We start from the raw sequence: 22726 nt of genomic DNA, 5'->3' as shown, positions 1-22726 counted from the left end.
GGCGTGCGCGTTTCCGCGGAAACGTCCAGGCGAATCGCGTGCGACGCTGCGGTGGTGCGGATCACGCGCGGCGGGGACGGCAGGGTGCTGGGCGCGGGCCGGCGTACGCGCACGATCGCGCCGGCGCTGCGCCGTGCGCTCGAGGCACGCGACCGGGGCTGCCGCTTCCCGGGCTGCGCCAGCCGCTTCACCGACGGCCACCACGTCGTGCACTGGGCCGACGGCGGCGAGACGAGCCTGCGTAACCTGCTGCTCTTGTGCCGCAGGCATCACAGGGCGGTGCACGAGGGCCGGGTACGGGTGTGCCTGGGCAAGGAGGGGGCGGTCGCATTCTTCACGCCCAGGGGGCGGGCGCTCTACGACGCGCCGCGCTCGAACGGGCGCCGACCTGGAGGAGGCGGAGACGGGAGCGCCAGCGCGGCGCCCGGTGCCAACGAAGCAGCCGGCAACGGCCGCGCCCCCGGCGCCCGCCCGCGCCCAACCGCGAAGCTGCGACTCGATCTGCCCGCCCACCGCACCGGCGCCGCGCGCTGGACGCGCGACTCTTACGTGCCCTGGCCCGTCGAGGCACGCGCGCGCGAAGCGCTCGAGGCAGACGCAGAGATGGCGGAAGAAGTGGCCGCCGGCGCGGGGTAGGCGGGACGGGGGCGTCGCGCCCCGAAGCAGATACCGCGCCGGAACGACCATGGCGCCTAGCCGAGCGCCATCGCGTAGATTGGCCCTCGCACGCTAACGCCGGTCGACGCGAAGCGCGGCCGGCAAGGTTCACGACCCTTTATTCAACCCATGATCCAAGCCCTCCTCATCGACCTGGACGGCACGGTCTACGAGGGCGACGCGCTCGTCCCGGGTGCGGTCGAGGCGGTGGCCAGGCTGCGCGAACGCGGAATTCCGTTCCTCTTCACGACCAACACCAGCCGGATGTCGCGACGCGCGGTGGTCGAGCGGCTCGCCGGCATGGGGCTTCGGATCGACCCCGAACGCGTCCTCACGGCGCCCGTCGCTGCCGCGCTCTGGCTGCGGCGTGAGGACCTGGAGCGGATCCTGCTCCTGCTGCCCGCGTCGACCCATGAGGACTTCGCCGGGTTCGCGTTGGTCCACGGGGACGCCGCGTGCCAGGCCGTCGTGGTGGGGGACCTGGGACCCGGCTTCACCTTCGCTCGATTGAACGCCGCCTTCCGCGCGCTACGGGCCGGCGCCCGCCTGGTCGCGATCCACAAGAACCGCTTCTGGCTACCGGCCGGTGGTCCTACGCTGGACGCGGGCCCCTTCGTCGTGGGCCTCGAATACGCTGCTCGGGTCGAGGCCGCGTTGGTGGGGAAGCCGGCGCCCGCCTTCTTCGAGCTGGCGGCGGGGACGCTGGGTGTGCCCGTCGACGGCCTGGCCGTTGTGGGTGACGACCCGGAGTCGGATATTCGAGGCGCCAAGGCGGCCGGCCTCACCGCGATCCAGGTGGAGACCGGCAAGTTCGACGCGGCACGGGCGGCGGAGGCGCCGAGGGAGGAGCGGCCGGATTACAGAATCGGGTCGATCGCCGAGTTGCCGGGGTTCCTGGGCTGATGCCGTCGTCGCCGGATTAGCCTCATCGCACGCTCGTCGACTCGAGCCGATCGTCGACGACGAAGTCATTCTGGGCCGGCATTTCGACGGCCGGAAGCGACACAGCGTCCAGCGCCTGGTCCTCGGGAATGATGTCGTTCAGGTACAGCAGGAAGGCCACGGCCGAGTAGACCTCGTCGTCCGTCAGGGACCCCGGCGCGTCGTGCGGCTCTCGGTTCGAGCCCACCGCGATCGGGGCGAGGTCCCTGTAGCGAGTCTGCCACAAGAGGGACCGTCCGTTGCGCCCGTGCGACGCCTGCCGGGCGCTGGTTGGAAGGGCCTAGCTGGTCGCTTCCGCCGACGCGGACTCTGCCTCCCCCGGCCCGCCCAGCGCCACTATCAGCGACTGCTGGCGCACTAGTCGGGACCCGCAGCAGTGGCAGGAAAACACGCTATACAAGGGAATCCGGTCGGCGCTGCGGTGGAATCGGGCGCTGCAACGAGGGCAGCGGATGGCAAGCACGCGCGGGCGCGCGTCGGCCCCCGAGGGGTGGCGGGTGCTCCTCCACGGCATGCGGTTCCTCCGTATACGGGTACGGCCTCCGGAGGGGTGGAGTGCAACGCCGGGGCCAGGCCTGCCCACTGGACTCGCCCCGCCTCTTTATCTACTTTTCGCGCCGACATATACCTGCTCCGTCCTTCCCGGACGGGGCCGCCAACGCCGCGCCCGAGCGGCCAGACCGAAGGATGGGAGCACTCGTGAGGGATTACGAAGTCGTCTACATCTTCGACACGACGCTGGACGAGTCGACGCTAGACGAGAAGCTGGAACGCTTCAACGAGATGGCCACCACCGGTGGCGGGGAAGTGACCACCGTCGACCGCTGGGGCTCTCGCCCGCTGGCCTACCCCATTTCCAAGAAGTCCGCAGGCAACTTCGTCGTTGTTCAGTTCCGGGCGGTTACCGACGCGCTGCCGGAATTCGAGCGCAGCATGCAGCTGGACGACGACCTGCTCCGCTACCTGATCGTCCTGCACGAGGGCGAGCCCTCCGCGCCGATGTCGATCGCGCACGTGTCGCCGCGCGGCGAAGACGACGAGGATGAGGACGGCGAGGGCGGTGAGGGCCGCGAGGGTGGTGAGGACCGCGAGGCTGGTGAGGGTGGCGAGGGCCGCGTGGACCTCGGCGCAGACAGGGAGGACTGATCATGGCGCGAGGCAACAAGCCGTGCCCCCTGTGTGAGGCGGGCATTCGGCAGATCAACTACAAGGACGACAAGACGGTCGGGCGCTTCATCACCGACCGGGGCAAGATCCTGCCGCGCCGGATGACGGGCATGTGTGCCCGCCACCAGCGGCAGACGGGTACGGCCATCAAGCGAGCTCGCTACCTGGCCCTGGTCCCGTACACGAAGATGTACGATTAGAGCAGCGTTGCGCGGCCTGCTTACGCCGGTCGCGCTGATCCTGGCTGTGATGGTCCTGTCGGGGCCCGTGAGCGGAACGGTGCTGCTGGCCGTGCCGCTGGGACTCCTGCTGGTGGTGTCGCCCGGGCGGCCACTGTTCGCGCTTGCCGGCGCCGTGCTGCTCGGTGTGGTGCTCACCGCCCCCGTCCCCGAGGCGGACGGGCTGGTTCGGGCCGAGCGGGGCTGGGCCCTGCTGGCGGGCGCCTGGCTCTTGATGGTGACGGCCATCGCGCCGCGCTGGGGAGCGCTCCGGCGCGCGCTGGCGGCCACCGTCGGGGCCGCGGCCTCGGCGGCCGTCGTGCTGCTGTCGACCGGGGGCTGGGCTCCGCTGGAGGCGGCCCTGGATCGGCGGCTGCACCGTACCATGGCCGCCGCGGGGGCGTTTTTGCGCAGGGGAGGCGGTGAGCTGGCCACCCGCGAGGCGGCGGACGCCGCGTTCGTCGGGGCCGCCCGGCTACAGACGCTGATCTTCCCCGCCGCGCTCGCGCTGGCCACCCTTGCCGCGCTGGGCCTTGCGGCCGCGCTGCACGCCAGGAATCGGCAGCGGCAGGGGTTCGCCAGCCTGAGCGAGTTTCGCTTCGGCGATGGCATGGTGTGGGTGCTCATCGGGGGCCTGGCCGGGACCGTCCTGCCGCTGGGCGAGGTGGTTTCGCGCGTGGGCGCGAACATGATCGCCTTCATGGCGGGGCTGTACGCGCTGCGGGGGATCGCGGTGGTCGTGGCGATCTGGGCTGGCGCCGCCCCGGTGGTATGGGTCATCGGCGTGGTCGTCGCTGTGCTGCTGTACCCGTTCGCGGTGCCCGCGACGATGATGATCGGACTGGGAGATACGTGGCTGGATTTGCGCGCGCGGGCGAAGGCCGCGCGGGCCAACGAGGAGTGAGGCGATGAAGACCGTCAAAGTGATTTTGAGGAAGGACGTGGACGCCCTGGGCGAGGCCGGTGAGATCGTCACGGTCAAATCCGGCTTCGCCCGCAACTACCTGCTGCCGCGTGGCTTCGCCTATGAGGCCACTTCCGGCAACGTGCGTCAGCTGGAGGAGGAGCAGAAGCGCGCCGAGGCGAACGCCCGCCGCGACTTCCTGGAGGCGCGCCGCCGGGCGTCTCTGCTGGAAGGTATCCAGATCACCTTCGAGGCGCGCGCGGGCGAGGAGTCGAAGCTTTTCGGCTCCATCACCAACGCAGACGTTGCCGACCGCCTGAACGAGCAGGGTCTCGACTTCACGGTCGATAAGCGCACGATCGACCTGGACGAGCCCATCAAGGCGCTGGGGATGTTCTCGGTGCCGGTCAAGCTCCACGCGGACGTCCGACCGGAGATCAAGGTTTGGGTGGTCAAACAGGACTGAGCCCGGCCGAGTCTCCGGAAAGCGGAGAGTCTCGGCAGGCGGCCGCCCTCGAGTTGCCGGCGCCACTCGCGCGGGCCGTGCAGCATGCCGTGGACCGCAAGGCGCGAGACGTGGTGGTGATGGACCTCAGAGAGGTCTCCAACGCCACGGACTACTTCCTGATCGTGAGCGGGACGTCCGACCTGCACGTCAAGGGCGTCGCCGAGTACGTGCTGGAGGAGATGAAGCGCGAGGGGGTACGCGCCAACCACGTCGAAGGGTTGCGCAGCGCCCGGTGGGTGCTGATCGACTACATCGACTTCGTGGTCCACGTCTTCCACCCGGACGCGCGCGCGTTCTACCAACTCGAGAACCTGTGGGGCGACGCGCCCATGGAGCGCTTTACGGACTGATCGGGCGGAGCCGGGCCGCCGCGTCGGGCGTGATCCCGTCGTCCCCTTGATATCCGGGGCCACGGGTCTATTTTTCCGTGGGATGAGAGGGATGGACGAGGCGGCGGGGCCGCGGGGCGAGGTGGGTTCCGGGGTGGAGGATGCTCCGGTGGGCAGCGTGTCCCCTGAAACCGCCCCTCACGGCTTGGAATCTCCCACGACGGTGCCGCCCGGCATCGTTTCTTTTTTCGCCAGAGATGCGGCCGATCGTCCCGCGCTGCTGCTGCTCAAGGCGGGTGACGCCGGGGCGGCCGCTGCCGCGGTGGACCTGGCGGCCGCGCTGTCGCGCGAAGGACACCGACTGGTGCTGTGCGACATGTCGCTGCAGACCCCCGAGCTGCACGAAGTCCTGGACGTGCCCAACGACGAGGGCATGACCGACCTCTTCGACTTCGGCGCGTCGCTTCGGCGGGTGACCGTACGCGTGCGCGACGATAGCGTGTTCTTCGCCCCCGCCGGGGTGGGAGTGCCGGACCCCGAAACAGTCGCCGGCAACCCGCGCTGGGATCGCCTACTGGCGGGCGCGGCCGAAGCCGGTGCCACGCTGCTCCTGTACGCCCCGGTAGATCTGCCGGGGCTTCCCGAGATCGCCGCGCGGGTGCGGGTGGCCGTGGTCATCGGCGGCGCCGATGACGCCGATGCCATCGCCATGGCTCTGCCCCCGAACTGCACCCTGCTGGATCGGCTCGAACCCGCGCGGGAAGCCGAGGAGCAAGGCGACGATGACTTCGCGTCGTGGGAGGACGAGGGCGGCAGCGTGATCACGCCCGAAGAAGAAGAAGAAGACGACGACGACGAGGTCGACGACGAAGTAGAAGAGGACGATGACGAAGAGGACGTCGAGGCAGAGGACGTCGCCTCCCGGGGGCCCAGCAAGTACGATCTGCTCGCGGCCGAGATCGCGGCGCTGACGGGCTCTCCCGAAGACGCGTCGCCTGCGGTCTCGATCGATGACCCGGTCGAGGTCGACGACGCGGCCGAGGTCAGCGCCGCGGATGAGGTCGACGCCACCGCCGAGGTCGACGGGGCGTTCGATGTTGTCGCGCCCGCCGAGGTCGACGCGGCTGTTGAAGAGGGCTCCGCCGCCGGGCCGCCCCGCAAGCTCCGCGTGGGCATGTGGGTCCTGCTCGTCCTCCTGGCCGCGATCCTCGTGTTCGCGCTGATTCGCCTGTTGCCCGAAGCGGGCGCCGAGCCCGTGGGCGGTATCGGGACGGAGGGGGCGGTCGTGGCCACGGACGAGCCGGCGGTGACCGAGGCCGCCATCCCGGCGCCGCCGGTGCGCGGCGAGATCACCCCCTTGGGCTACACGGTCGCCATCGAGGCGCACCAGGACCTCGGCACGGCGCGTCGACGGCTGGAGCGCCTGAACGGGGGTGACGGCGAGATGCCTTTCTTGATCACGCCGTTTCTGCTGGACCAGGTGGTGTATTACCGAGTCATGGCGGGTCCCTACGCGGACAGCATGGAAGCTGTCGCGGTGCGCGACATTCTCTATGGCGATGGGCGTAAGGCCACCGTGGGTGAATGGGACGTGCGGCCCACCTCGTTCGGCTTCTTGATCGACGAGGCAGAGACCGCCGCGGCCGCTCGCGCTCGCGCGGCCGAACTGCTGGACGCCGGTATCCCGGCCTACCCGGTGCCGGTTGCCCCGGACGGCGCCACGCGCATTTACGCGGGCGCGTTCGAGCTGCGTGAACAGGCCCCGGTGCTGGCGGACCCGCTGGCGCAGGCAGGCCTCGACCCCGCGCTCGTGCGCGTCTCCGGCTGGGTGGCCACACCATGAAGCTCCAGGGCCTGGCGCTGCAGGGTTTCAAGTCCTTCGCGGACCGCACCGAGCTCCAGTTTCACGATGGCGTCACGGCCATCGTCGGGCCCAACGGCTCGGGCAAATCCAATATCAGCGACGCCATTCGCTGGGTCCTGGGGGAGCAGCGGGCTTCGGCCATCCGTAGCGGCCGCATGGACGACGCGATTTTTTCCGGCACGTCGGAGCGCAAGCGCCTGAGCCGCGCCGAGGTCGCGCTCCGCTTCAGCAACGAGACACGGCGGATGGCCGTCCCCTACGACGCCGTCGAGTTGGGGCGAGTGGTCTTCCGGGAGTCGGGCAGCGAGTACCGCCTGAACGGCAACGTGGTGCGGCTGAAGGACGTGGTCGACGCGTGCCGCGACACGGGCCTGGGTGCGAACACCTACGCTGTCATCGAGCAGCGCATGGTCGACGCCATTCTGTCCGATCGCGCCGACGAGCGCCGCGAGCTGTTCGAAGAGGCCGCCGGCATCGGGCGATACAAGGACCGCAGGCGCGTCGCCGAACGGCGGTTGGAGAGCGCCGAGGCGGACCTGGAACGCCTGGAGGATCTGATAGGCGAAGTGCGGAGCAAGGTGCGCAGCCTGGCCCGGCAGCGAGGCCGAGCCGAGCGCTACAAGCAGCTCCGTGACAGGCGCCTGTCGCTCGAGATCACGCTGGTCGAGCGCGACCTCGTCGACGCCGACGTCGAACTGGCCCGGCTCACCGAGCGGCTGACGGAGATGGGAGGCGATTCGCCGGAAGAGCGGGCCGAACTCAGCCGCGTGGAGGCCGACCTGGAGCGCGGCCGCATAGAACTCGCCGAGCTCAACCGCGAGCGCAGCGGCGTCGCCGAGAAGCTGGAGCGTGTGAGCCGGCTGATCTCCGAGCGCGAGCGCGCCATAGCGGTGGGTGACGAGCGCGCGGCGCACGCCGAGCGGCGACTGGGCCAGCTCGAGGCCGAGCGGGTGGAGTTGCGCGCCGCCCGCGTCGCCTACGGGCGCGAAATAGAGGAGCTTCGCACCGAGCGCGGCGAACGCGCGGCCGAGCTGGAACGTGCCGACACGGACGTAAAGGCCGCCTACGCGTGGCAGCAGCAATTGCGAGAAGCGCTCATGGCGGCGCGCGCCGAGGAAATGGCGCTGCGCGAGAGGGACGAGGAGGTCAACCGCCGGCTCGCCGAGCTACGGGCCACCATGGCCGAGTCGGAGGCGCGGGCACGCGAGGCGGCCGAGCGCGGCGAGCGGCTGGCCGACGAGGCGGCGCTGCTGGAGGGTGAGCTGGCCACGCTGGGCGAGCAAGGGGACCTGTTCGAGGAGCGCAGCCGAAAGATCACCCTGGAGATCGACGAACTGGAGTCCGCGCGCGCCGCCGCGGCCGCGGCGCTGGACGAGGCGCGCTCGGCCGAGTCCGCCGCCCGCGCGGCCCGCGCGGAGGGCGAAGAACGCGCGCGCCGCTACGACGCCCGCGTCGCGTCGCTCGAGGAGGAGACGCGCGAGTATCATGGCTACGCTCCAGCCGTGGCGCGGCTCCTCGCCGAGCGCGAGCAGATCGGCGGCGTCGGGGGCGCGCTCGCGGAATTGCTCACGGTGGCGGGGGACGATGCACCCGCCGTCGAGGCGGCCATGGCGTCGCTGCTCCAGGCGGTCGTGGTGGAGGACGGCGCCGCCTCGGAGCGCGCGCGCGCGTGGCTGGGCTCCATGCCGAACGCCGCGGGCGTGGTCGCGATCATCGAGCGCGCCGACGTTGCCAAGGCGCAGGCGCTGCTCGAATCCCTGTCGTTCGCGGGCGCCGCGCCCGACGAGCCGTTCCTGGTCGGTCGGCGCGCGCGCCTGGCGGAGCTGCGCACGGCGATGACCGCGTCGTCGGCGGCGGCTGAAGAGGCGGCGGCCGCGGCCGAGGCCGCCACCGTGCTCGCGCTCGAGCGCGAAGCCGCGCTGCGCGCCGAGGAGGAGCGGCTGCGCGAAGCCCTGCACCGCTTACGCGAAGCCGAGTCCGAGGAGAGCACCCGCTCCGGACTGCTGGGGCGAACCCGGCGCCAGAGTGACGAACTCGAGGCGGGCCGCAAGGCGGCGGCCGCGGCCCTCACGGACGCCCAGGCTACCGCGGAGCGCGCGCTCGGCGAGCACGGCACGCTGGAGGGCGAGTTGGAAGCGCACCGCAGCGCCCGCTTCCAGGCGGCGCGCCTGCTCGCGGAGGCGGAAGCCGGTTGGGAGGCCGCGCGCGACAAGGAATCCGAGCTGCGCGTCCTGCAAGCGCGCGCGGAGGGGGCTCTGTCGGGCGCCGAACGCCGCCTCACCGACGCGGAGGAAGCGGACCGGCGCGCCGAGCGGCGGCAGCAGGCCGTGGACGCCGAGGAGCGCGAGAACAGGGACGTCGCCGAGAAGACCGCCGCCAAGCGTACCGAGCTCACGGCGCAGCTCGAGGAATTGTTTACCGAGCGTGACCGTGCCGTGGGCGACCTGCGCGGCCGAGACGAGCGCCTGACCGCGCGCGAAGGCTCGGTGACCGGACTCGAAGCGCAGGCGCGGGAGCTGCGCCTAACCGTGGAATCGCGGTCCGAGGAGCGTCACCGTCTGCAGTTGCGCCACACCGAGCTGGACGGCCTCCGGCGCAACGTACGCGAGCGCCTGGAGGCGGAGTGGGGCAGGCCATTCGAGCGGCTCGTGGCGGAGGCGGAGCGGCTGGAGATCGAGGACCTGGACGCGATGCGCGTGGAGTTGGGCCAGGTGACCGCGGACATCGAGCGCCTGGGGCCCATCAACATGCTGGCGCAGCAGGAGCACCAGGAGGAGGGCGAGCGGCTGAGCTTCCTGGAGACCCAACTCGCCGATCTGGTGAAGGCGCGCGATGACCTGCGCACAGCCATCCGACGCATCAATCGCGCCGCCCTGGACCTGTTTCACGAGACCTTCGGCGAGATACGGGAGAACTTCAAGCGCACCTTCGTCACGCTCTTCGAGGGCGGCGAATGCGATCTCTGGCTGGCCGACGAAACCGACCCGCTGGAGTCCCCCATCGAGATTTCGGCGTCCCCGCGCGGCAAGCGTACGCAGCGCATCGACCTGCTGAGCGGCGGCGAGCGAGCCCTGACCTCGCTGGCGTTGCTGTTCGCGATATACCTCGTGAAGCCCGCTCCGTTCTGCGTTCTGGACGAGGTGGACGCGCCCCTGGACGAGGCCAATATCGGACGCTTCGTGGCCATGCTGGAGCGCTTCAAGCAGGAAACGCAGTTCATCGTGGTCACCCACAATCCCCGCACCATGGAGGCGGCGGACTACATCTACGGGGTGACCATGGAGGAACCCGGCGTCAGCAAGATCGTGGGGGTGCAGCTCCAGGAAGCGCTGACCGTGCAGGAGGCGGCGGTCTAGCCCCCCGCAACGCTTCCCGGAACCGGTCGCCCCCGCCGTGGGGTTCGTCCCGCGCTGTAGACCGGTTCGCCCCCCGGGCCTAGATTCTGCGCCATGCTAGTCGTAATGAACCACACCGCCTCCGAGGCGGACGTCAACCGGGTCGTCGAGACCATCGAGGAGATGGGGTACGAGGCCCGGCCCATTCCGGGGCGCCAGCGTACCTCCATCGGGCTGATCGGCAACGACGGCAAGGTGGACGGCGGCCGACTCGAGTCGCTGCCAGGCGTGCGCCAGGTCTTCCACGTCACCCAACCCTACAAACAGGTTTCGCGCGAGTGGCGCGAGGAGCCGACGATAGTGGAGCTGGCGAACGGCACTCGCGTCGGCGACACCGAGGTGGTGGTGATGGCCGGGCCGTGCTCGGTCGAGTCGGAGGGGCAGATCGTGTCGATCGCGCACCGGCTGCGCGACGTGGGCGTGCGCGTGCTGCGGGGCGGAGCGTTCAAGCCGCGCACGTCGCCGTACTCCTTCCAGGGACTCGGGGTGGAGGGGCTACGCTACCTCGCGCGGGCGCGCCAGGAAACCGGCCTGGCGGTCGTCACCGAGGCGCTCGAGCCGGACATGGTCGACGTCGTCGCGGAGCACGCCGACATCGTCCAGATCGGCGCGCGCAACATGCAGAACTACCCGCTTCTGAGGCGCGCGGGCAGGGCCGGCAAGCCGGTTCTGCTCAAGCGCGGCCCGGCGGCGACCATCAAGGAATTGCTGCTGTCCGCCGAGTATCTTCTCGCGGAGGGCAATCCCGACGTGATCCTGTGCGAGCGCGGCGTGCGCGGCTTCGACTCGCACACCCGAAACCTGCTGGACCTGACCGCGATTCCGGTAGTCAAGGCCTTGAGCCACCTGCCGATCATTGCCGACCCGAGCCACGGCACGGGCCTGCGCGCCAAGGTCACGCCCATGGCGCGCGCGGCCGTGGCGGCGGGAGCGGACGGGCTCATGGTGGAGGTCCACCCCAACCCCGATCGCGCGCTGTCCGACGGCGCCCAGTCGCTCCACCCCGAGCAGTTCGAGGAGTTGATGGGCCAGATCCATCACATAGCCGCCGCGATCGGTCGCCGGCTCGCGGCACCGATGCCCGCGCGGGAGCTCGTAGCGGAGGGATAGGCCGCCATGGGTCAGCTGGCCATACTGCTGGGCCTGGTCCTCGGCCTGGCGCTGGGCATCCTCGCGTCCGCGACGGGATCGCCCACGCTGCTCGCCGCCGCCGAGGCGACCGAGCCGCTTGGCGATGCGTTCATGCGCGCCATCCAGATGGTCGTGATCCCGCTCGTCGCGGTGACGGTATTCGTGGGCGTCGCCAGGATCGGCGACTCGCGCTCGCTGGGTAGGCTCGGCGGGCTGACGGTGGGCTTCTTCTGGTTGACCACGCTGCCGGCGATCCTGATCGGCATGGGTGTGATGCGGTTGGCGCTTTCGTTCACCGCGTCCGTGGCGCCACCCACGCCCGGGGCGGCCATCGCGACCGAGACGCCCGGCGTCGTCGACTTTCTGGTCAACCTGATTCCGCGCAATCCTTTCGAGGCCGCGGCCTCGGGCGACCTGCTCCCCATAATCGTGTTCACCGTTCTCTTCGCGGCGGCTTCCGCCACCCTTCCCGCCCACAAGCGTGAGGCACTCCTGTCGCTGGGCGAAACGCTCAGCGACGCGCTCATCAAGCTCGTGCACTGGGTGCTGTGGACGGCCCCCGTCGGGGTCTTCGGCCTGGCGGCGCCGGTCGCCGCGCGGACCGGGATCGGGATGCTTCAGAACCTGGCTGTTTTCATACTCGCGGTCATCGTCGGGCTGACCGTGTTCGTTGGGCTGATTCTGCTTCCCGTAGTGCGCTACCTGGGCGGGATGCGGGCCGGTCGCTTCGCTCGGGGTACGCTGGGTTCGTTCGCGATGGGATTCGGCACCACGAGTTCGGTGGCCTCGCTGCCGATGATGTTCGAGGAGGCCGAGGCGCTCGGGCTCCCGCAGGAGCAGTCCACGCTCATCCTGCCGCTGGCGGCGTCCATCAATCGACCCGGAAGCGCGCTTTTCCAGGGCGCGTCGGTGGTATTCCTGGCCTCCGTGTACGGAGTGACGTTGGGCGCCGGCGTGGTAGCCGCGGTCGTCTTCGCCACGTTCCTCGCGGCCATGACCGTAGCCCCCGTGCCCAGCGCGGCCATCGTCACCATGGCGCCCGCGCTGAGCGCGGCCGGCGTCCCGCTCGAGGCGCTCGGCATAATGCTAGGCGTGGACCGGGTGCCGGACATGTTCCGCTCCGGCACAAACGTCGTCGCGCACGTGGCGTCGGCCGCCACGGTCGACGGCCTGACGCGCGGCAAGGCCGGCGCCGAGGTCGTCGAAGAAGCGGCCCCGTTCACATCCGCGGAGTAGGCCGGCCCAGCCATTCCGGCGCCCCGCCGGCGCGCCGACCTTGCCCTCATGTCTCGAGCGCACCGCCTCGGAGCGGCGGGAGAGAGGCTCGCCGCCCGGTACTTGGCCGCGCGTGGCTACGAAATTCTGGCGCACAACCTCCGGGATGGTCGCAACGAGGTGGACCTGGTCGCGCGCACCGGGCGCACGGTGGCCTTTGTGGAGGTGAAGACCCGCGCGGGACCGGAGTACGGTCACCCGCTGGAGGCCATCACGCCCACGAAGCAGCGCGAGATCGCGCGCGTGGCCGCCGGCTGGATTCGGCGTTTCGGTAGGCCGGGCGACGCCTACCGCTTCGACGCGGTGGCCATCATCTGGGACGGGAGCGGCCGTCCGGACGTGGAGCACGTACCGGACGCGTGGAGGAGATAAGGGGCGCGGGCCCTATGGTGCGGGCCCCACACCGGCGCGCCGGTGTTCCACCATCAGGCAGCGGTCCTGCACCACGCGGATGCCCGCGCGCGCCAATTCCTCGGCGGCTTCGTCGTTGCGGATGCCCGCCTGGAACCAGACCGACGCGGGCGCCGCCGCTATCAGGTCGTCCACGTGGGGGCGGATGTGCTCGGGCCGACGAAACACGTCGACCATGTCGATGGGCGGCGGAACGTCCGCCACCAGCCGGTAGATCGCCTGTCCGAGAATCTCCGTCACCTCGGGGTAGTACACCGGCACGGGAATCACCTCGAAGCCGGCGCGCTGGAGATAGCGCGGCACGTAATGCGCGGGCTTGAACCCCCGCGATTCAGGCTTGATCCCCAGGACCGCTATCCTGCGCGTATCGCCCAGCAGCGCCGCGATGTCGGCGTCGCTGTCGATCAGATTATCCCGCCAATCGAGCGTCATCGCCCGGCCTCCATCGGCTGGCCTGCCGTTGACCCCTCCGCGCACCCTGGGTAACATCCGCGGTGCCCCAGGACCGCAGGACGGAAGCTCGTGAACCCGGTCAGGACCCCGCAGGTAGCAGCCGTAAGCGTGGTGACCGTCGCTGTCGGCCCCCTGGGGCACATTTTCATCATTCCTCAGAACAGGCCGGAGATCCGGTGTGTAACCAACACGCCATAGGTGTCGGCTCACCGTCGCGAGCTTCCCACGAGGCGGCAGCATGAGTCGTACCGCTCTGGCGCGTACCTATCGTCCGCGCAGGTTCTCCGAGCTTGCCATGCAGGCCCACGTGGCCGAGACGCTGCGCGCCGCCATCACCGGTGGCCGGGTCGCTCACGCCTATCTCTTCAGCGGGCCTCGGGGGGTTGGCAAGACCACCGCGGCTCGGGTGCTCGCGATGGCGCTGAACTGCCCGCAACGCGGCGGCGACGGCGAACCGTGCGGAACCTGCGAGTCGTGCGAGCGAATCTGGTCGGGACGGGCCTCGCTCGACGTGGTGGAAATCGACGCCGCCTCAAACCGCGGGGTGGACGACGCCCGCGACCTGCGCGAGCGCGCCATGTATGCCCCTTCCGCTGTTGACCGGTACAAGGTCTACATCATCGACGAGGCGCACATGCTCACGCGCGAGGCGTGGAATGCGCTCCTGAAGATCCTGGAGGAGCCGCCGCCGCGCGTGGTGTTCGTTTTCGCCACGACGGAGCCGCAGAAGATCCAGCAAGCGGCGCCGCCCATCCTGTCGCGCTGTCAACGCTTCGACTTCCGGCGCATGAGCGTGCGGGCGATCGTCGACCGACTCAACGAGGTGCTGGAAGCCGAGGGCGCGTCGGCGCCCGAGGAGGCGCTCATTCCGCTCGCCCGGCGCGCCGAGGGCGGGATGAGGGACGCCCTCTCGCTGCTGGACCAGGTCATGGCGTTGGCGGGCGGCTCGCTCACCGCGGACGAGGTAGCGCGTGTGCTCGGGTTGCCTAGCGATGCCCTCTACCTCGAGGCAATGGACATAGTCGCCGAACGCAGGCACGGAGACGTGTTTCCGTTCGTGCGCCGCCTCCTTGATGAGGGCTTCGACCCGTCCGAGTTTCATCGCGGCTTCGCCGAAGCGCTCCGGGACGCGCTGGCGATCAAGTTGGACGGCCCGGAATCGGTGGACCGGCGTCCGGAAGCCGTCCACGATCTGGCGGCGCGCGCCGAGCGCTTCGAGCCCGGCGACCTGCTGCGCATGCTGGCGCTGGTCTCCGAGCTGGACATCGACGGGCGCTTCCGCAAGAGCACCAATCCGCGGCTGCTGCTGGAATCGCTGATGCTGCGGCTTACGCATCTCGAGCGAACGATCGACCTGGAGACGCTGCTGCGCGCGGCGGGGGAGGGCGGCCTCGAGGCGCTCCGGTCCGGTTGGGGCGCCGGGCAGGCGCCGCCGGCGGTCCGCGCGAGGCCCGCGCCGACCCCCTCCGGCGGCTCCGCCGGGATGGCGCCCACCGCGCCGGTTACGTCCCCGCCGCCGGCTCCTCCGCCGGAGGCCGAGGCCGCGCCGGAGGCGGCAGCCGCGGCCGGCGGGGTCGAGGCGGCCGGTGGGGTCGACGCGGCGCGGACCGCCCTCGCCGCCATCGCCCGCACGGGCGGCGGGCTTCCGCCGGGGATGGTCGCGTTCCTGCGCGCGACGACGGTGCTCGAGGCCGGGCCCGGCCTGGTGCGCCTGGATGTGCCCGCCGGCCCGCTCTTGGACCTGCTCGAGACCGACCCCATGGCGCGGCGCACGCTGACGGGCCATTTCTCCGAGCGGCTGGGCGGGGAGGTACGCGTGGAGGTCGGCGCGGAGGGCCAGGGAGGGGACACGACACCGGGCGAACGCCTGACTCCGGAGGCCCTGAAGGAAAGGCAGATGAAACGACTCGTTGCCGAGGAACCCGCCCTGGCCAAGGCGGTAGAAGAACTAGATTTGGAACTGCTCGACTAGCCCGTGCGTGCGCCAAACGCCCGCACCGTTCGGCGCTTGCTTTGGCGCGGAGCGGCCGGGTAGTTTGGCGCTCCATCAATAGCTGAAGGTTTCCCGACGATGACAAACTTGCAGCAACTCCTCCAGATGGGTCAGCAGATGCAGGCCCGGATGTCGCAACTGCAGGAGGAGCTCGGCAATCAGACGGTTACTTCCACGAGCGGCGGCGGCATGGTAACGGCCGTCGCGGACGGGAAGGGCCGCGTACGCGAGATTCGCATCGATGCGTCGGTAGTGACTGCCGACGATGTGGAGATGCTGGAGGATCTGGTGCTGGCGGCGGTGTCCGAGGCGCAGCAGCGAGCCCACGGCCTCTACGAAGACGAAATGAAGAAGATGGCCGGAGGCTTCCCGCTTCCGTTCGGCAACCTGCCGGGCCTCTAGGCGCGGCGACTCCGCTCCCGACCGTGTCCGCAATCGAGGGACTGATCCGCGAGCTGGCGAAGTTGCCGGGCGTCGGGCGCAAGACGGCGCTGCGGCTGACCTATCACCTGCTCAAGCGTCAGACCGAGGACATACGTGAGCTTGCGTCGGCGCTGAACGAGGTGGCGGACCGCGTGCGGCCGTGCTCGCGCTGCGGCAACCCGAGCGAGACGGATCCATGCGGGCTGTGTGGTAATCCGAGGCGCGACGACTCGGTGATTTGCGTCGTGGAGGAGGCCTCCGACATCGGCGCGATCGAGGAGACCGGGCAGTATCGAGGGCTCTACCACGTGCTGGGGGGCAGCCTGTCGCCGTTGGACGGCATCGGTCCGGACGAGCTGAACTTCGGGGGCTTGCTCGGGCGACTGGGGAACGGCGCGCGGGTAAGCGAGGTGATCGTCGCCACGGACGCAAGCGTGGAGGGCGAGGCCACCGCGACATACGTTCAGAAGCTGGTGGCCGGCAGGGACGTGCGGGTCACGAGGCTGGCGCGAGGATTGCCCGTGGGGGGGCACCTGGAATACGCCGACGGCGTCACCATTGCGGAGGCATTCGCGGCGAGGCGGGAAATCACGTGAGCGAGGACGGAATCGTGGAGAGCAGGGGCAGGGCGGGGCGTACCCTGGCGTGGGTGGTGGTCGGTGTTGGCGCCGCGGCGGCGGTCGCCGCGCTGCTGCTGCGCGACCAGATCTCGCGGCACCAGCGCGACCTGTTCAGCCCGCACCCGCTGCGCCGTCTCGCCGCCCTCGGGTATCTGTCGGGAGCCCAGGCGTCGGTGGAATCGGTCCACCTGTTGCGCGACTTCCTGGCCTGGGAACCGCGACCGCTGCTGCGCAAACGGGCCGGCCTGATCCTGCAGCGAATGGAGGGCAAGCTGGTCCAGCCGACGCCGGACGAGGCCGCTGGATGACCACCGGGGACAACTGGTCCTTCGATTCATCGGACCAGGACAACGTGGCGCGCGTGCTGGGGCGCTTTCGGGAGGAAGCAGGCGCGCGGGGCGTATTCCTGGTAGGCAGGTCCGGCCAGTTGTTGCAGGCCGAGGGCCGTACGGGCGGAATCGACGGCGCTTCGTTTGCCTCGCTCGCCGCGGCGGACTTCGCGGCGGGCCGTCAGTTGGCCGAGCTGCTGGGCGATGAGGACTTCTCCGCCCTCTATCATCAGGGCGCCCCGGAGTGCATGTACTTGATGGACGTGGGCGGTGAGGCCATTCTCGCCGCGCTGTTCGATCAGGGTACGACGCTCGGACTCGTGCGCATGCAGACCAAGCGCGTGGTACCGGAGTTGGAGCTGATCATCGAGACCGCGACGGAGAGAGAGGCCGATCGCCCGCGCGGTTCGTTCATGGAAGCCGGCTGGGCGGACGAAGCCGCGGACGAAATCGACAAGCTATTTTCCGACTAGCGGGTCCGACCCGCATTAGGGAGGGCACGATTGGGTAACGGTGATGGGAGGCGGCCCGCATGTCGATGATCAACTATGCCAGCCGGGAGATCAACTGCAAGATCGTGTACTACGGTCCCGGGCTCGGCGGTAAGACGACCAACCTGGAGTACGTATACTCCAAGGTGAACCCGGAGACGCGCGGGAAGATGATCTCGCTCGCCACCGAGACGGAGCGGACGCTGTTCTTCGATTTCCTGCCGGTCGACCTGGGGTCGGTGCGGGGGTTCAAGACGCGCTTTCACCTGTATACGGTCCCGGGGCAGGTCTACTACAATGCCAGCCGCCGGCTGATCCTGAAGGGAGTGGACGGGATCGTCTACGTGGGCGACTCGCAGGTCGAGCGCATGGACGCCAACATCGCGTCCATGCAGAACCTGTTCGAGAACCTGGCCGACTATGGATACGATCCGCACAATCTCCCGGTCATAATCCAGTACAACAAGCGAGATCTCCCCAACATCGTGTCCGTGGAGGAGTTGCGGTCTCAGTTGAACCCGTACGACTGGCCTGACTACGAAGCGGTCGCGGTGAACGGCGACGGCGTGTTCGATACGCTGAAGACCGTCAGCAAGATGGTGCTGCAGGCGCTCGGGTAACGGCGCCGCCCGATGCCCGAGATCAACCGGAGCCTGCTGCCGAACGCGATCACGGTCGCGCGCATCTTCATCGCGCCGGTGCTGTTCTTCCTTCCCCTGGCGGCCGGATTCGGGCCGCAACTGGCGGCGTTCGTGATATTCGTGATCGCCGCGCTGTCGGACCTGTGGGACGGCTATCTGGCGCGCAAGCACGGGTGGGTCAGCGACTTCGGGAAGCTGATGGACCCCCTCGCCGACAAGCTGCTAATGGTGGCGACCCTCGTGCCCGTCTATCTCGTGTCCAACCCGGTGGAGACCTTCAGCCAGTGGCCGGTGTGGCGCTCGCTGCCGCTGTGGGCGGTTGTGGTGATTTTCTTCCGGGAGATTCTGATCACCGCGCTGCGGACCGCGGCGGCCCGCCGAGGACTGATCCTGGCGGCGCAGAAGTCCGGCAAGTACAAGGCGTTTTCGCAGAACTTCTTCGTGGGCGCCGCGCTGCTCTGGCACGCTCTCCACACCAAGGCCGTGGCAGCCGGCTGGACCGGCCCCGCGTGGGAGGGTTGGCGCGCGCTGCACGGGGTGGTGCTCTTCGTGTCGTTGACGGTGGCGCTCGGCCTGACGGTGCTCTCTCTCGGCGTCTACCTGGTCAGCTGGAGGCGCGCCCTGGCGGAGGCCTGATGGGCGCGCCCGCGGTCGCCCTCGTCTCTATCGGCGACGAGCTGCTGAACGGCACCTCCGTCAATACGAACGCGGCTTGGCTGGGGCGGATCCTCGCGAGCGAGGGAGCCCGGGTCACCCGGTCCGTGACGGTCGGAGACGATCCCGCCGGCATAGTGAAGGCGGTGCAACGCGAAGCGGCGGAGTCGGACGCTGTCATCTGCACCGGCGGTCTCGGGCCTACCGAGGACGATCGGACACGGAACGCACTCGCGCGCGTAGTCGGCCGAGAGCTGCGCCAGGACGATTCGGTGGTGGCTTGGCTGCGGCGGCGCTTCGAGTCGCGCGGGCGGGAGATGCCCGCGTCCAATCTGCGCCAAGCACTTTTTCCGGAGGGCGCCGTCGTGCTGGCCAATCGGCTGGGGTCCGCGCCCGGATTCCTCGCTGAGGGGGACGATGCCGTGGTGGTGGCGCTGCCCGGACCGCCGGCGGAAATGCGCGCAATGAGTGAGGAGGCGTTGCTGCCGCTGCTGCGAGACCGTTGGGCGGGGCGGCTCGCTCCCGTCGCTCACCGCGTGCTACGGACCACGGGGGTGGCCGAATCCGAGTTGGCCGACAGGCTCGAGGAATTCGGCGTGCAGCAGGGCGTGGCGTTGGCCTACCTGCCGTCCACCCGAGGGGTGGACCTGCACCTGCGCGCCACCGACGAGCCGGCGCTGGAGGAGACCGCCGCGCGCGTGTCGGCCGCCGTCGGCGAGAACGTTTACGCGGAGGGCGGCAGCGACCTGGTCGAGGTGGTGGCAATGGCGCTGCGCGAGCGGGGCTGGCGGCTCGCAACCGCGGAGAGTTGCACGGGCGGGTTGCTGGCGCAGCGCATCACCGCGTTCGCCGGCTCTTCCGACTACTTCCTGGGCGGCCTCATAGCCTACTCGAACGAGGCCAAGACGGCCCTGGCCGATGTGCCTGCCGGGGTCCTCGAGGCGCACGGCGCTGTGAGCGCGGAGGTGGCCGAGGCGTTGGCGTCGGGCGCCCGGGCGCGTTTCGGAGCGGAAGCCGGTGTCGGCATCACGGGGGTGGCGGGACCGGGCGGGGGTACGCGCGACAAGCCGGTCGGCACCGTATACGTTGCCGCGCGGACTCCCGAGGCGGACGGCGTGCGAGTACTTCGCCTCGTGGGCGACCGCGCCGCGATCCGCGAGCGCGCGGCCCAGGCGGCCCTGGATCTTCTAAGGAGGATGTTGTGATACGGCTCGAGCGCGGCCGAGGGCACTTCGCCGCCGTCGACGGAACGGTGCTGCGCTACTTGAGTTGGACGACGCCCGGAGCTCGCGCCGCGCTTCTGGTCGTGCACGGTCTGGGCGAGCACGCGGGCCGCTACGATGCCTTCGCGGTGCGGGCGGCGCGCCGGGCCTATTCCACCTTCGCGCTGGACCTGAGGGGGCACGGACGGTCGGAAGGCGCGCCTACCCACGTGGGCCGCTTCGCCGACTACTCGGCCGACGTCATGGCGCTGCGGGCGACCCTGCTGGGCACCCTTCCTGACGGCCTTCCGCTCCTGCTGCTGGGTCACTCCATGGGTGGGCTGATCGGCCTGCGCGTGCTGCAGGAGTATCCCGACGCATTTCCCGCGGCGGCCATCACCTCGCCGTGGCTGGCCGAGGCCGCCTCTCCGCCCCCGTGGAGGGATCGACTCGGCCGATTCCTGCTGCGCGTGACGCCGCGCGTGGCGATCCCGAACGGGATCCGCGCGGTGGACCTGTCGCACGACCCCGTGGTGGTGCGCGACTACGACATCGACCCCATGGTTCGGAGGACGATAACGCCCGGGCTGTACGCCGCCGCGCGCAGGGCCCAGAGGGCCGCCATCGCGTCTCCCGGCCGGATCAGCGCCCACCTCCTCCTGCTGCTCGCGGGCGAGGATCGGGTGATCGACACCGCGACAGCGCGTGCCTTCGGAGAGGCGGTCGGGGAGCGGGGCGAGGTCGAGACCTTTCCGGGGCTGTTTCACGAGGTTTTGAACGAAGCGGATTCGAATCCCGTGTACCGGCGCCTGTTCGAATGGGTGGAAGACAGGCTGCCTCCGCCGGAGGCCGCGTGAAGCCCCTGGGGTCGCTCTTGCGTATGCTACGTGGCGGCGCGAGCGCGAAGGCCCGCTCCGCGGCTTCACCTCGGGATCGCGAATCTGCCGGAACGGCAGGCCTGCCCTGGCACCTGGCTTGCACGGGCGGACCCGCGACAGGTAGCCGACCAAACAGCACAGAAATGCGACGATGAAGCGAGACATACCGATCGACGGCGCGGAGATGGAGGCCGCGGCGGGGAGCGCTGAGCCCAGCCAGGACGACGGCTCCGCGGACTCGGAGTCCCTGGATCCGGATTCCACGGATGTCGAGAGGGGACTCGGCGCGCTGCACGAGGAAATCGAGACGCTCAACGACCAGCACCTGCGACTCGCCGCCGAGTTCCAGAACTACCGCAAGCGCGTGAACCGCGAGCGCGAGGAGATGCGCGCGCGATCCCAGGCGGAACTCGTGGGCGTACTGCTGGACGCGCTGGATGACTTGGAGCGAGTCACCACCGTGGACCCGGAGGCGGCCTCCGTGGACTCGCTCATCGAGGGCGTGGACATGGTCGAGCGCAAGCTTCAGCGGGCCCTGGAAGCCGCCGGCGCGGAGACCATCGACGCCGTCGGCAAACGCTTCGATCCGGAGACGATGGAGGCCATCGGCACCATGCCCACGGACGACCCCGGCCAGGACGATATCGTCGCGATGACGTTCCAACGCGGCTATCGCATGCACGGGATCCTGGTGCGTGCGGCGCGCGTGCAGGTCCTGAAGCACCCCGGCTGAGGGAGCTTCGGGCATGGCCTCGGCAGGCACCAAGGACTACTACCAGACCCTGGGCGTCGGCGAAAAAGCCGACGACGCGGAGATCAAGAAGGCTTACCGCAAGCTCGCGAAGAAGTACCACCCTGACGCGAATCCGAACGACGCGGCCGCCGCCGAGCGCTTCAAGGAAGTGGGCGAAGCCTACGGAGTACTCGCGGATCAGGAGAAGCGAGCGCAGTACGATCGCATGCGCAGATTCGGACCGCTGGGCGGCTTCGCCGGCGGCGGTGCGCGCAGACCGTCGCACGCCGGACCCGGCGGAGAAGACATCCGTTTCTCGATGGACGACCTGGGCGATCTGGGCGGCATCGGCGATCTGTTCGGGTCGATCTTCGATTTCGGCAAGCGGCAGCGTGCCCGCCCCACGGGAGCACGCGAGCGCGGGCGCAACGTGGAGTACACCGTGGAGGTGTCGTTCCGGCTCGCGGCGCAGGGCGGCAAGATAGCCATCACCGTTCCCATCACCGAGCAATGCGGCACGTGCGAGGGGTCGGGCAACGCCGCGGGCAGCAAGCCCAGGAAGTGTCCCGAGTGCAAGGGCTCGGGCACGGTGTCGTTCGGCAAGGGGGGTTTCGCGGTCAATCGACCGTGCCCCCGCTGTCTCGGCCGCGGACAGATCCCGACCGATCCGTGCACTGTGTGCTCGGGGTCCGGCGAGGTGCGCGAACAGCGCAAGGTGGCCATCAAGGTTGCGGCTGGGGTGGACACCGGCTCCAAGGTGCGCATTCCGGGGCAGGGCGAGCGGGGGCAGGGTGGAGGCCGGCCGGGTGACCTGATCGTCACCTTCGAGGTACGCCCCGATCCGTTCTTCGCGCGGGACGGATTGGACGTGCACTGCGAAATCCCGATCAACGTCGCGCAGGCCGCTCTCGGATCGAAGGTGCGCGTGAAGACCGTGGACGGTAAGCGTGTGACCCTGCGGGTGCCGCCAGGCACCCAGTCGGGGACCAAGTTCAGGATCGCGGGGCAGGGGATCGAGAAGCAGGACCACCGGGGCGATCAGTACGTGCGCGTCCGCGTCACGGTGCCCGAGGAGTTGGACGAGGAGGGCAGGAAGCTCATGGAGCAGTTCGCGGCGGCCAACGACCTTCGCTATTGAAATCGCGGGCCGCGGCTGCACATGACCGGAACCGGGGATTCGCCTTGAGCAGACGCCTGCTGGATGACGAGCTGCGCACCTGGGAGGTCTTCGCCACCGCCGGTGCGTTCGGCCTACCCGAGCGCTCCCGCGTGGTGTTCAACTGCGTTTCGGAGGCGGGCATGCGACCGCTGTGGGCGGAGCACGGCGGAGACAGGGCGGACCTGGAGGCGTGGATCGCTTCGGCGTCGGACGAGGAAATCGCCGCCGCGATGGCCCTGGCCGAGGAACTGCGCTAGTGTACCGTTGCAGAAGTCCCGTAGGCATTCGGCGCGCGCTGCATCCCGCGGATGCGGCGTTGGAACTCCTTGCCGTAGCGACGGCTACGGCG

The 22726-nt window shown here is 69.9% G+C and carries 26 protein-coding genes and 1 other RNA gene; 25 read left to right on the top strand and 2 right to left on the bottom strand.

Annotation, left to right across the window (positions count from 1 at the left end):
- The coding region (locus tag ABFS34_10435; protein MEN8375853.1) for an HNH endonuclease signature motif containing protein at window positions 1-636 on the top strand (636 nt) is incomplete at its 5' end.
- 150 nt (window positions 637-786) lie between these two features.
- Window positions 787-1560, top strand: coding sequence for an HAD-IIA family hydrolase (locus ABFS34_10430; protein MEN8375852.1), 774 nt, complete (start codon window positions 787-789; stop codon window positions 1558-1560).
- Between the two features lie 22 nt (window positions 1561-1582).
- Here ABFS34_10430 and ABFS34_10425 read toward each other — a convergent pair whose 3' ends face one another.
- Window positions 1583-1825 (bottom strand): hypothetical protein, encoded by a 243-nt coding sequence (locus ABFS34_10425; GenBank protein ID MEN8375851.1) that lies wholly within the window; start codon window positions 1823-1825, stop codon window positions 1583-1585.
- 473 nt (window positions 1826-2298) lie between these two features.
- Between ABFS34_10425 and rpsF the strand changes: the two genes are divergently transcribed.
- From rpsF to ABFS34_10375, 10 genes are all read left to right on the top strand, one after another.
- A complete protein-coding gene (rpsF, locus tag ABFS34_10420; protein MEN8375850.1) occupies window positions 2299-2745 on the top strand; it encodes a 30S ribosomal protein S6 in 447 nt (148 codons plus the stop codon).
- Window positions 2746-2747: 2 nt separating this feature from the next.
- A complete protein-coding gene (gene rpsR / locus ABFS34_10415) occupies window positions 2748-2966 on the top strand; it encodes a 30S ribosomal protein S18 (GenBank protein ID MEN8375849.1) in 219 nt (72 codons plus the stop codon).
- A gap of 7 nt (window positions 2967-2973) precedes the next feature.
- On the top strand, window positions 2974-3888 hold the full coding sequence (locus tag ABFS34_10410; GenBank protein MEN8375848.1) for a hypothetical protein: 915 nt from the start codon (window positions 2974-2976) through the stop codon (window positions 3886-3888).
- Between the two features lie 4 nt (window positions 3889-3892).
- The gene (rplI, locus tag ABFS34_10405) at window positions 3893-4354 is read left to right on the top strand and encodes a 50S ribosomal protein L9 (protein MEN8375847.1); all 462 of its coding nucleotides are present in this window, start codon (window positions 3893-3895) and stop codon (window positions 4352-4354) included.
- Complete coding sequence (rsfS, locus tag ABFS34_10400; GenBank protein MEN8375846.1) at window positions 4333-4746, top strand: ribosome silencing factor; 414 nt, start codon at window positions 4333-4335, stop codon at window positions 4744-4746. Before rplI ends, rsfS begins: the two co-directional genes overlap by 22 nt.
- Window positions 4747-4837: 91 nt before the next feature.
- Entirely contained in the window at window positions 4838-6568 is a 1731-nt protein-coding gene (locus tag ABFS34_10395) for a hypothetical protein (protein MEN8375845.1), read from the top strand.
- Window positions 6565-9945 carry an AAA family ATPase gene (locus tag ABFS34_10390; protein ID MEN8375844.1) on the top strand — a complete coding sequence of 1127 codons (3381 nt, stop codon included), beginning with the start codon at window positions 6565-6567 and terminating at the stop codon, window positions 9943-9945. Before ABFS34_10395 ends, ABFS34_10390 begins: the two co-directional genes overlap by 4 nt.
- A 105-nt stretch (window positions 9946-10050) precedes the next feature.
- Window positions 10051-11094 (top strand): 3-deoxy-7-phosphoheptulonate synthase, encoded by a 1044-nt coding sequence (aroF, locus tag ABFS34_10385; protein ID MEN8375843.1) that lies wholly within the window; start codon window positions 10051-10053, stop codon window positions 11092-11094.
- Window positions 11095-11100: 6 nt separating this feature from the next.
- Window positions 11101-12351 (top strand): dicarboxylate/amino acid:cation symporter, encoded by a 1251-nt coding sequence (locus tag ABFS34_10380; GenBank protein ID MEN8375842.1) that lies wholly within the window; start codon window positions 11101-11103, stop codon window positions 12349-12351.
- Between the two features lie 48 nt (window positions 12352-12399).
- Complete coding sequence (locus ABFS34_10375) at window positions 12400-12762, top strand: YraN family protein (GenBank protein MEN8375841.1); 363 nt, start codon at window positions 12400-12402, stop codon at window positions 12760-12762.
- 12 nt (window positions 12763-12774) lie between these two features.
- Here ABFS34_10375 and ABFS34_10370 read toward each other — a convergent pair whose 3' ends face one another.
- Window positions 12775-13233 carry a CoA-binding protein gene (locus tag ABFS34_10370; protein ID MEN8375840.1) on the bottom strand — a complete coding sequence of 153 codons (459 nt, stop codon included), beginning with the start codon at window positions 13231-13233 and terminating at the stop codon, window positions 12775-12777.
- 64 nt (window positions 13234-13297) lie between these two features.
- On the opposite strand from ABFS34_10370, the gene ffs reads away from it, so the two are divergent.
- From ffs to ABFS34_10305, 13 genes are all read left to right on the top strand, one after another.
- An RNA gene (ffs, locus tag ABFS34_10365) (signal recognition particle sRNA small type) lies at window positions 13298-13396 on the top strand.
- Between the two features lie 96 nt (window positions 13397-13492).
- Window positions 13493-15226, top strand: a complete 1734-nt coding sequence (gene dnaX / locus ABFS34_10360) for a DNA polymerase III subunit gamma/tau (GenBank protein ID MEN8375839.1) — start codon at window positions 13493-13495, stop codon at window positions 15224-15226.
- A 99-nt stretch (window positions 15227-15325) separates the two neighbouring features.
- Window positions 15326-15649: a YbaB/EbfC family nucleoid-associated protein gene (locus ABFS34_10355; protein MEN8375838.1), complete on the top strand. Its 324-nt coding sequence runs from the start codon at window positions 15326-15328 to the stop codon at window positions 15647-15649.
- A gap of 23 nt (window positions 15650-15672) precedes the next feature.
- Window positions 15673-16266 (top strand): recombination mediator RecR, encoded by a 594-nt coding sequence (gene recR, locus ABFS34_10350; GenBank protein ID MEN8375837.1) that lies wholly within the window; start codon window positions 15673-15675, stop codon window positions 16264-16266.
- Window positions 16263-16598 carry a hypothetical protein gene (locus tag ABFS34_10345; protein MEN8375836.1) on the top strand — a complete coding sequence of 112 codons (336 nt, stop codon included), beginning with the start codon at window positions 16263-16265 and terminating at the stop codon, window positions 16596-16598. Before recR ends, ABFS34_10345 begins: the two co-directional genes overlap by 4 nt.
- Complete coding sequence (locus tag ABFS34_10340; protein MEN8375835.1) at window positions 16595-17092, top strand: roadblock/LC7 domain-containing protein; 498 nt, start codon at window positions 16595-16597, stop codon at window positions 17090-17092. Before ABFS34_10345 ends, ABFS34_10340 begins: the two co-directional genes overlap by 4 nt.
- 59 nt (window positions 17093-17151) lie before the next feature.
- Complete coding sequence (locus ABFS34_10335) at window positions 17152-17730, top strand: ADP-ribosylation factor-like protein (protein ID MEN8375834.1); 579 nt, start codon at window positions 17152-17154, stop codon at window positions 17728-17730.
- Between the two features lie 12 nt (window positions 17731-17742).
- Window positions 17743-18387, top strand: coding sequence for a CDP-diacylglycerol--glycerol-3-phosphate 3-phosphatidyltransferase (gene pgsA / locus ABFS34_10330; GenBank protein ID MEN8375833.1), 645 nt, complete (start codon window positions 17743-17745; stop codon window positions 18385-18387).
- Window positions 18387-19610 (top strand): competence/damage-inducible protein A, encoded by a 1224-nt coding sequence (locus ABFS34_10325; protein ID MEN8375832.1) that lies wholly within the window; start codon window positions 18387-18389, stop codon window positions 19608-19610. Before pgsA ends, ABFS34_10325 begins: the two co-directional genes overlap by 1 nt.
- Window positions 19607-20464, top strand: coding sequence for an alpha/beta fold hydrolase (locus ABFS34_10320; GenBank protein MEN8375831.1), 858 nt, complete (start codon window positions 19607-19609; stop codon window positions 20462-20464). Before ABFS34_10325 ends, ABFS34_10320 begins: the two co-directional genes overlap by 4 nt.
- Window positions 20465-20636: 172 nt before the next feature.
- A complete protein-coding gene (locus tag ABFS34_10315) occupies window positions 20637-21218 on the top strand; it encodes a nucleotide exchange factor GrpE (protein MEN8375830.1) in 582 nt (193 codons plus the stop codon).
- A gap of 13 nt (window positions 21219-21231) precedes the next feature.
- The gene (gene dnaJ, locus ABFS34_10310; GenBank protein ID MEN8375829.1) at window positions 21232-22356 is read left to right on the top strand and encodes a molecular chaperone DnaJ; all 1125 of its coding nucleotides are present in this window, start codon (window positions 21232-21234) and stop codon (window positions 22354-22356) included.
- Between the two features lie 44 nt (window positions 22357-22400).
- The gene (locus ABFS34_10305; protein MEN8375828.1) at window positions 22401-22634 is read left to right on the top strand and encodes a hypothetical protein; all 234 of its coding nucleotides are present in this window, start codon (window positions 22401-22403) and stop codon (window positions 22632-22634) included.
- Window positions 22635-22726 lie beyond the last annotated feature (92 nt).

It is taken from the genome of Gemmatimonadota bacterium (assembly GCA_039715185.1).
In the GTDB taxonomy this organism is placed as follows: domain Bacteria; phylum Gemmatimonadota; class Gemmatimonadetes; order Longimicrobiales; family RSA9; genus DATHRK01.
Note: the sequence above shows the minus strand (reverse complement) of the source record. Positions and strands in the feature narration are given on the sequence as shown.